Source organism: Westiellopsis prolifica IICB1, assembly GCF_004323185.1.
GTDB lineage: Bacteria > Cyanobacteriota > Cyanobacteriia > Cyanobacteriales > Nostocaceae > Pelatocladus > Pelatocladus prolificus_A.
Genome location: NZ_NAPS01000015.1, coordinates 1 through 8,719, shown reverse-complemented (window position 1 = coordinate 8,719; position 8,719 = coordinate 1). Strand labels below are relative to the sequence as shown.

7 protein-coding genes are annotated in these 8,719 nt (G+C 42.9%); 1 reads left to right on the top strand and 6 read right to left on the bottom strand.

All coding sequences use genetic code 11. The annotated features are described in order from the left end of the window. The 6 genes from B4U84_RS32260 to B4U84_RS29995 form a co-directional block, all read right to left on the bottom strand. Positions 1-2,553 (bottom strand): formylglycine-generating enzyme family protein (locus tag B4U84_RS32260; protein WP_131121642.1); only part of this gene is annotated, 2,553 nt, incomplete at its 3' end. Further along, on the bottom strand, positions 2,496-3,635 hold the full coding sequence (locus tag B4U84_RS30010; RefSeq protein ID WP_131121641.1) for an AAA family ATPase: 1,140 nt from the start codon (positions 3,633-3,635) through the stop codon (positions 2,496-2,498). The genes B4U84_RS32260 and B4U84_RS30010, both read right to left, overlap by 58 nt. Before the next feature lie 4 nt (positions 3,636-3,639). Further along, on the bottom strand, positions 3,640-5,430 hold the full coding sequence (locus B4U84_RS30005) for a VMAP-C domain-containing protein (RefSeq protein WP_131121640.1): 1,791 nt from the start codon (positions 5,428-5,430) through the stop codon (positions 3,640-3,642). Continuing rightward, positions 5,427-5,750, bottom strand: a complete 324-nt coding sequence (locus tag B4U84_RS30000) for a CU044_2847 family protein (RefSeq protein ID WP_053459115.1) — start codon at positions 5,748-5,750, stop codon at positions 5,427-5,429. Before B4U84_RS30000 ends, B4U84_RS30005 begins: the two co-directional genes overlap by 4 nt. 88 nt (positions 5,751-5,838) lie before the next feature. Beyond that, complete coding sequence (locus tag B4U84_RS31045) at positions 5,839-5,985, bottom strand: hypothetical protein (protein ID WP_165490411.1); 147 nt, start codon at positions 5,983-5,985, stop codon at positions 5,839-5,841. A 685-nt stretch (positions 5,986-6,670) separates the two neighbouring features. Further along, positions 6,671-7,249, bottom strand: a complete 579-nt coding sequence (locus B4U84_RS29995; RefSeq protein ID WP_131121639.1) for a thermonuclease family protein — start codon at positions 7,247-7,249, stop codon at positions 6,671-6,673. 468 nt (positions 7,250-7,717) lie between these two features. Between B4U84_RS29995 and B4U84_RS29990 the strand changes: the two genes are divergently transcribed. After that, positions 7,718-8,356 (top strand): hypothetical protein, encoded by a 639-nt coding sequence (locus B4U84_RS29990; protein WP_131121638.1) that lies wholly within the window; start codon positions 7,718-7,720, stop codon positions 8,354-8,356. Positions 8,357-8,719 lie beyond the last annotated feature (363 nt).

Genomic DNA, 8,719 nt, shown 5'->3' with positions numbered 1-8,719 from the left:
TCCTTGTTTTTGAGAAAGATTATTATTCTCATTGTCAAACCAAGGACTGCCATCTGTTGGCGCACCTTCATAGTTATTGTGCCAATCGTCCAGACACCATTCCCACACGTTCCCGTGCATATCGTATAACCCAAAAGCGTTAGCTACTCCAAAGCTTCCTACTTCTGTTGTTTCTTCTCGATATGTTCCCTTTACTCCATTGCCATAAGTGTAGTTAGCGTCATAGTTAGCCAGTTCTGATGTAATCGTCTCACCAAAGTGAAAAGGAGTGGTAGTTCCGGCACGACAAGCATATTCCCATTCGGCTTCACTTGGGAGGCGGTACTGTCTTTTTGTATGAGATGATAAGCGATCGCAAAATTCAACCGCATCATACCAGGAAACTGACTCAACGGGGCGATTTTCTCCTTTAAATGTAGATGGATTAGGGTTGAGTTCGCGGTTAACTTGTGGGAGAGAGGCTACTGCTTGCCACTGTGCTTGCGTTACGGGATATTTGCCTAAAAAGAAAGGGCTAATGGTTACTTGGTGTTGAGGGCGTTCATTAGCACTGCTATCTTTCTCATTTTTGGGAGCGCCCATCATAAAACTACCTTCAGCGATAGCTACCATTTCTAGTTGTACTCCATTCCCTAAGTCTTCGATAAAACACTGAGATTGCAGACGACGACGCTTGACTATCAATTCTGTTTTTCGTCTGAGCCAGCCTGATTGTTTTGGTTCAATGGTGGCTATTTCAAATTCAAAAGATCGCAGATCTATGGTTGGCTCATCTTCAAAGGTGATAATTGCTACTACAAATTGAAATTTTTTGAGTGGGGGCAAGATTTTTAGAGGTCGCACTTCTGGTTCAGTTACGGGAATATATCTATCTGCTAATGCAGCATACTCACCTCCCAAACGGCGCAGTACGTCTAAGCCCACTCTAGCAAAGGGTAAGACAGCATCCCATTGATCGCTCTCTAAGGTATGTATATCACCAAGTAACGCCTCAAAAGTTTTAGAGGGACTGCCCAGTTTTCGACAAATCGATGCTGATAGGACATTCAACACCTCAATCGTCTTTAATATCGATGTATCTCCCAGCAAAATATGACGTACTCGCTCTTCTCCATCAGGCGAGTTATCACCCCAAAACTCGTAACGGCATAGGTCATTTTCTTCTGTATCACAACGCCGCAAGAGACCACTGAGCAGTACTTCTGCTACATGAGATTGTTGTACCTCCTCCTCAAAATCAGCATGAAAGACATCTCGTAATAGATCGATCACGGGCAAACTTACTGGAGTAGCCGCCATTAAATCTGCTAATTGCTGCGCTGTTTTAGAAGCTGTTGAGCGAAACAGTGCCACTCGCTCTTGAGCAGTCCTTTGTGAGATTGAGCGTAAAAAGGAGTCTGATTTCCCTTTTTCTGCTTGTTTGCGGATAAAAGACAGGTCAAAAGTTCGTCCTGGTGTACGATTATCTCCAAAGCCAGAGGCTACTCTTGCCCAGCAGAACATTGAAGCTGCATCAAGAGTAATAAGAGACACCGTAACTAAATCTTCATTCTTACGTCGTTCTAGACGTTGGGGCAAACCTTCGATTACCAACTGAGTACTCAATAAGCCTGGAGCAACAGAACCCAGTCTAACAATATGCCCATCGCGCAATGCGGTTCTTGACCATAATCGCTCTGGAAACATTTGGAAAATGGCGATCGGCTGTACCTTACTCCAAGCAAGCAGTGTTTCGTAAATCAGGCTTTGTTGCCACAGTGCTGATGTACAGTCTGTTACCAACCAAATCAAGCGTCGCCCCGTTGGGTCAATCAGTTCACCTGGAGTATGGGAACGTTGATTTATTGCTAGTTCGGTCTTTGCTACAGAATGAATTGAGCCATCACGCCACCGAGAAAACAACTGTACCTTTCCTGTTTGGGCAGACAGTCGCCAAGTCCGGACAGATCGGAACGCCCCCTGATATTCTACTAAATGGTTCAGTTCCATGATTGCCCGTTCCCAGATTACGGTTGTCTTCGATTCTTCGACCACTAAATCTAGTTGTAACCAGCGTTCTGGTACTGGACGTACTACGGGCAACCAAACCTCTGTCTCGGCAATTTGTGCTACTGTGGCATCTTCATCTAATTCAAATCGGGTTCGCGATGGTACTTTTCGCATCAGAGGACGGAGCGCTCTTGCCAAATCGAGTCGGTTTCGCAATGCTGGCGCTGCTGGGACTGAAAACGGAGTGCCGCTTGGTTTCTCAGCTTTTTGTTCTAATTTCGGTTTAGTAGCGATGGTTTCTAGCGGCTGTGGAGATGGCGGTTCTTTAGGATACAGATTAAGTGTAGGTTCGCTGTGGCCATTTTTCTCAGTATGCTTTGGAATTTGTTCAACCGTTGTTTGCCCTTGGGTATCTTCTGCCTGCAAAGACTTGGCTGGCTCGATAAATTGAGCCAGCCAAAGGATATCAACTAAGTCGATGGCATCGAAATCCAGTTTGGCATCTGCTAAGGTTTTCGCGAACTGTCCGACTGTTGATCCTCGCTGCTGCTGAGATGTTTCCATAGGCGATTAATCAGGTCTTCTCGGCTTTTCAAATCTGGATCGCGCTCACTCATTACCAGGTATACTGCATTTAACAGTTGATCGGTAGCTAAGTCTCCGCGACTGCGATCGCTCCGCTTTGTGTCGAAATCTTTAATGAGTTTTTGGATATCTACTGCTGACGGAACGCTTATCTGTTTATTGTCTTTGGTATCTTGCTCCACCTGTTGTTGAAGGTGGGCATTGACAATTTGCTCCAGACGATTCTTATCTGGTTCTTCCATCGTTAGACGCACACATCGACGGAGGAATGGAGCTGGAAAGTCACGCTCACCATTGCTAGTCAAAATCATCAGAGGAAATTCTTCGCAAACAACCTTGCCACCTATAATTTTAGTTTTACCTGCTTTCACCTTATAATCATCGTTGAATGTAAACTCTTGCTCGTCTTTGTAAGCTGTCCGCACTTCTACGTCGGATTTGATATTTTCAATCCGCACCAGCTCTGGAATTTCAAATGTTCCTTCCTCAAAGACGTAGAGCAAATCGTTTGGCAGATCGATATCGCTCTTGTCAATTTCATCAACAATCAAAATGCGCGGTTTTTTGGCAGGAACCAACGCCGTTCCTAATGGTCCCAGGCGGATATAATTACCAATGTTATCAAAGCGATCATCTTGTTCTCCTGAGTTCCCATCACGGGGACGTGAACTGTTGGCATCTTGCAGACGAGAAATCGCATCATAAAGATACAGTCCATCTCGAAGAGTTGTCCGGGTGGTAATTGGCCAGTAGAGAACTTCACCCATTCCTAGTTCGTGGGCAACAGCATAAGCCAGGGATGTCTTGCCAGTGCCGGGTTTGCCTGTTACCAAAAGAGGTCGCCGCAGATACAGCGCCGCATTTACCATCTCAATTTCTTGGGGGCGTACCTGAAATGTTTTTCCCCGGCCTTCCTTACGGCGTTCAGCCCGTCGCCAGGTGGGAGCAGGCGGCAATGGTAGTGGGTCTTGAGGTTTAAATTGCTCTTTTCCATTGCCTTTGAAAATTGGATTGAATAGTGTTTCGGTGCTGGCTTGAGCCTCTAAAGTTTCGTCGCTCATGGTGTCAAAACATCTCCGGATAAAACTGCATATCGGGAGGCAAGATTTTTGGATCTTCCCATAACAGGCTTAGGTGATGACCTAGTAAAGGTTTTTCAGAGTTATATGCCTTTTCTCGCTCCTGACGAATGCGATCAGGTAAATCTTCAAAAATGCCATCCGATACATTAGCTAACTGGTCTTGAAATTGAGGATTGCGCGACCATAGTGCCACTGGCAATGCTGTCTCTTCTGCAATCAAATCAAACCAGCTACCTACAGAATCACAATTTTTAAGAATCACGGCACAGGTTTTTTCTAGTTCTGAAATCAAATCCTCTGCTGGCTGCGAACAGTCTATGAACTTGGCTACTTCGCAAGTTTTATTTTTAAAAGTTTTTTCAATTTGTTTCCATTTCTCATGCCAATCGTCGTAATAGTAGCATCCGATTGGGTGCGTCTTCAAGTTTGTTCGGACAACAAATGGGTATTCACTACCCAGAACAGCACCAAAATCGCTACTTGTCAACATCTCAAAATCGTCACCAAATAAAATCCGTGGCACAAACAAATGAATAGTTGGAGTCGGCTGTTTCCGAAACTTGTCCCGAATTTTCTTACGCACAAATTTAGGTAGTTCTTGACGCGGAAGTACTTCTTCCAAGATGATCGGCATTGGTGGTTTGTGCGGATTATAGGTTTCGAGATTGGGAATAGCCCATAGGGACACACGCAACTCATCCATTGATGTCTCTACTTGCTCAACAGCCACCATTAGACATTTACATTCATTACTGGGTAAGACATTCTTCTGTCTCATTTCGTCATCAAAGCGAACAAATAAATCTGAATATTTATGTCTGCATCGCTCTACCCAAGCTTTTAGTTGTTCTAAGGCGGATGTTGGCGTGTCTTTCATCCAAGCTAACATCATCACAAAATAGACAAGCTTGCCTTCGGTTTCCCAGCCAGGGGGAGGAGGACGATCAATTAAATCCACTAGCTGCTGTTGCCAGGTGCGATCGCCTCCTTTAGGATTACACTGCCGTAAAGCATTATCAATCGCTATGCACAGCAGATGTGGCTTGTTATCATCGCTACACGTATTGAGGCTCTGTGTCAGGATATCGTGTAAGTACAAAGCATCAACTTGCTTGAGGATAGTTTGTAGCTGTTTGGTCGGAATGGCATAAGCTGTATTCTGTTGTCCTTCCTTGTCCTGGGGTACAGTTGCCGTTGCCACCATGCCAATAACACATTGACGTGAATCGTTCCAAACAGGCGCACCGCTAAAGCCTGGCTGTATTGTCTCATCATTTGGATCGCCGTATTTGCACAGTTGGAATCGACCTCCAGCAACATTAGCTTTAGGTCGGTAGGCGTCAGATCGTCCACCAGTCCGACTCTTGCCGAAGCCATAGACTGAGTGTTTATCATTCTCTACCTCAGCCCGTGAAACCTCAACTAGAGGCATTGGCTTCGCTTCCTGTGGGTGAGGAGTGAGTAGTTTAAGTACCGCAACATCACCATTTTCTAGATTATAGGGCAACCATAAGACTACTTCCGCATTGATCTTTTGACCACTTGCAAGGACAGGAAAATCCAGGGAAATTTCTGCTTTGGGCGGATTTTTATACTCGTCCTTGGTGAAGTCGTCTTGAGCCACATTGTTCGCTTGCAACACGACATGGGTACAGGTCAAAACATAACCGGGCGCAATCAAAAATCCCGTCCCTATCACATGCTCTGTTTTATCTTCTTTCAGAATAAATATTCGGGCGATCGCCTTTTCGTAATCTTCAATGGTGAAGGTCATTTATTTTTCCATTTCAATGTAATTTCGTAGGTTGCTTCACTCCCTAGTTTTGTTACAACAGCATCAATTTCAGCACTCAGCTTAACAGCGAATTTCACCTCAACTTCATCCTCCGGATCGGTTAGGGCATTGAGCCTCTGCTTCAACGTTCGCACCATTGGTTCAATACCATCCAATGCTTCACTCAAAGTTTTGCGTGCCTTAGCTGCCAGTTCCCCTGGCGATTTTGAAACAGGCTTAATCTCTTCAGATTTAACTTCCTCAACTTCAATCAAAACTGTCTGACCATCACCAACATCAAATTTAACTAGTTTTGTCATAACAAATGTATTCTCAATGATAATTAAGATATTTATCTTTCTTATTTGTGCAACAATGTCCTAGCAAACTGTAATTCAGAACAATTCCTCACCCCTTCAACTCACCAACCGATCGCGCTTCATTAGCCAACCATTGCTTGATTAGCTCCACCACAACTTGACTCATTTTCAGCCCACGCAAAGCACAAGCAGCATAAAACTGCTTCTTGAGATCATCTGGAATACTAATGTGCATAACAGTGAATTTTATAGGTATTGTCTATACAAAACTACAAATGTACAGAACACGATTCCAGATTGATATTAGCAATCTCACTATGTTTACGATAGTAGTAGAGATTAAGAAAATATAAACTCTGGAAGGATCGTACTTACTGGAAAGTTACCCATAACACCACGCCAGTCTGCCATAGCCCCAGGCGATTTGCAGCCCCAGAAGTTTGAAAGGGGAGCAAGGCGATGCAAGTGAGAGGGGACAAAAAATGAGCGATTGCAATCTCCTGGGCCTTCTCAAAAGCCGTTTTAACGCTCCTGCTTTCTAAATTCCCAAGGTGGCACTGCATTGGGGTCGCTCCAAAACCCAGCGCGGTTTGCGATCGCTATCTTCTCAGCTTTTGAAAAAGCCGTGACGTTGGGACAACTTGATAAAAATTTATAAGGATTGAATTAGACAAAAGCTTTACTGTGCAAGGCTTTCATCGTAAAATAATACAAATGCTCTAGCGGTGCGGGAACACCCTAGAGCGTGGTCAGCCTAGTGTAAGTAATTTAGTTCCTGCCTGCTCTTTCTGCAATGGTTCTAAGGGAAATCGAGATGTAGTTAACTGGTATCCAAAACAAGATTTTTATAGTAACCAATGTTGGAGTAGGTTACTATTTTTAGTTGGAAAAGAAATAGTTTTAGGTCAAATTCCTTTATTCTAGTTTCTCCTATGCTGTTTTCTCCATTCCCAAGGGGGGATTGAATTAGGATTAGCCCATACTCCAGCGCGATTCTGTTTACCTATCTCCTGGGCTTTCAGAATCGCATCTTTATTAGGGCATGAAGAAACAAACTGAGGGTAGACCCTAGCCATTCCAGCTTTTAGCATTTCTTCCTGTATAAACAACTCTTGATCGTTTCCGACAGCTATGAAAACTTCTGCCACAGTTCTTTTATACCTATCAGTAGTGACAGGAGAAACCATAACCGTGTTACCTGACTTTTCAAGGAGAGTTTTTAAATAAGCCTTAGCTTCCTGACCCCCTTCCTGCTGGCTCTCGTTGGCATCTATCCCACAGAACCGGATTTTTGTAGTTTCACTCCCACGCTTTACGGTGATGGTGTCGCCATCCGCAACACTTACCACTTCCCAATTTTCAGACATAGCGACTGCGCGGGGTGATGTGGAATCTGCCGCCGCCTCAATAAATTCTTTAGTTTGAGGGGAAACTGCCGCAGCAATAGCAGCGACACAGGCAAGTAAGAACACTGGGTTATTGAGGAGCTTTTTCAGCATTGATGATCAGGGCTGTGATACTTAATATCAGTTTGCCCAATAATCAGTAATCAGTTATCAGTTACCAGTTATCAGTTACCAGTTACCAGTTACCAGTTATCAGTTACCAGTTATCAAATTAAACTGTTCACTGATTACTGCTCACTGTTCACTGATTACTGTCTGCCAGACACTATTAAATTGTCTGGTGAAAGATGAAACTTGTATTATAAAATCTGCCTAATTACTAATATCTGTCTGCCAGAAAAATCTAATTTTTAAACATCTATCTGCCAGACAATAGATTACTTATTAATTAGCTATTTTTCATACTAATTTCACATATTTTTCAGTATTAATTCTGAAAAATATATATTTAATTTCAAATCAAAGATGATTATTCCGTAAGTTTACTCTTTGTGAAAAATAAAAATATCAATGAATATGGTTTTAAGAAAAGACGAAATTGAATTTTAACATTAGTGGTGTATGAAAAAAATTCAACTAATTAAATCAGGATTAATTGCTACTACTGCACTGGGTGCGATCGCATCTAGTATTGTTCCTGCTGCTGCTATTCCTTATAATGGTGCAACTGTATATAAGACTTCTACTGACGGGGTTGATCAGGTTATCATTAGCGGCACTGCTAGTACTCGTGTTGCCGTTATGATTGAGAATCAGGATCGCAGTACTGGCAGAATTGCTGGTGGCTGTGGTGAGGTTAGAATTAGCTCTGCTACTGGTGATTATACGGGCTTGAAGGTTGATAATGTTGACGTTGATGCTTCAAGTCTTCCTTCTCAAACTTTACCTAGCTGTGTGAATGGTGTATTTGCTGAACCTCGTACTGCGAATTTCAAAACTCCGACTGGGCAAGTCATAATAGTTAACAAAACACCTGGTTCTGCTGTCAAAGTTACGCTTCAGGCTGATAGCACTCGATATATTACTTTAAATGGCTGTGGATTTGGGATTCTTCGATCTAGTTCCTCATCTCCTTTGCCTGCTAATTTTAAAATTGGCACAGATTCTTATACAACAAGCTCCTTGCCCACTGCACCCGGTGCGCCTATTTGCAGAACTTCTGGCGGGGTTTCTACTGGATATACGCCTTCTTCTTGGTAATTTCAATTCCTTTTGATATTTTTTGAATGGAAGCATCCAAATTTTTTCCTTTCGTCTGGCTGAAATTTTTCAGGACATGGCTTTAATAAAAAATTAGGCAAGCAGATTATTTATTTTTTGGCTTGCCTGACCCTTAAATAAAAAAGCGATCGCTCTATTTTTTAAGAATGTGCGATCGCTTTTTTTTTTAAATTATATCTCTGCTTCTTTGACACTAAGGACAAGAAGCTTAATTTCAAATAAAGCTCTCCTCATTTTTGCCCAGGATGAGTAAACCTGGGCTTTTGTGTTGTCTAGTTGATTTTGCCTTTGCAGGTAAGTTTCAGTGTCAGAATTCCCCCTCACGTATCTTATTTCAAATAT

What these genes read in the sequence shown, in the direction of transcription:
- B4U84_RS29995 (WP_131121639.1), bottom strand. Translation starts at nt 7,249, where the DNA reads ATGCTGAAAAAGCTCCTCAATAACCCAGTGTTCTTACTTGCCTGTGTC.
- B4U84_RS31045 (WP_165490411.1), bottom strand. Translation starts at nt 5,985, where the DNA reads ATGCACATTAGTATTCCAGATGATCTCAAGAAGCAGTTTTATGCTGCT.
- B4U84_RS30005 (WP_131121640.1), bottom strand. Translation starts at nt 5,430, where the DNA reads ATGACCTTCACCATTGAAGATTACGAAAAGGCGATCGCCCGAATATTT.
- B4U84_RS30000 (WP_053459115.1), bottom strand. Translation starts at nt 5,750, where the DNA reads ATGACAAAACTAGTTAAATTTGATGTTGGTGATGGTCAGACAGTTTTG.
- B4U84_RS30010 (WP_131121641.1), bottom strand. Translation starts at nt 3,635, where the DNA reads ATGAGCGACGAAACTTTAGAGGCTCAAGCCAGCACCGAAACACTATTC.
- B4U84_RS29990 (WP_131121638.1), top strand. Translation starts at nt 7,718, where the DNA reads ATGAAAAAAATTCAACTAATTAAATCAGGATTAATTGCTACTACTGCA.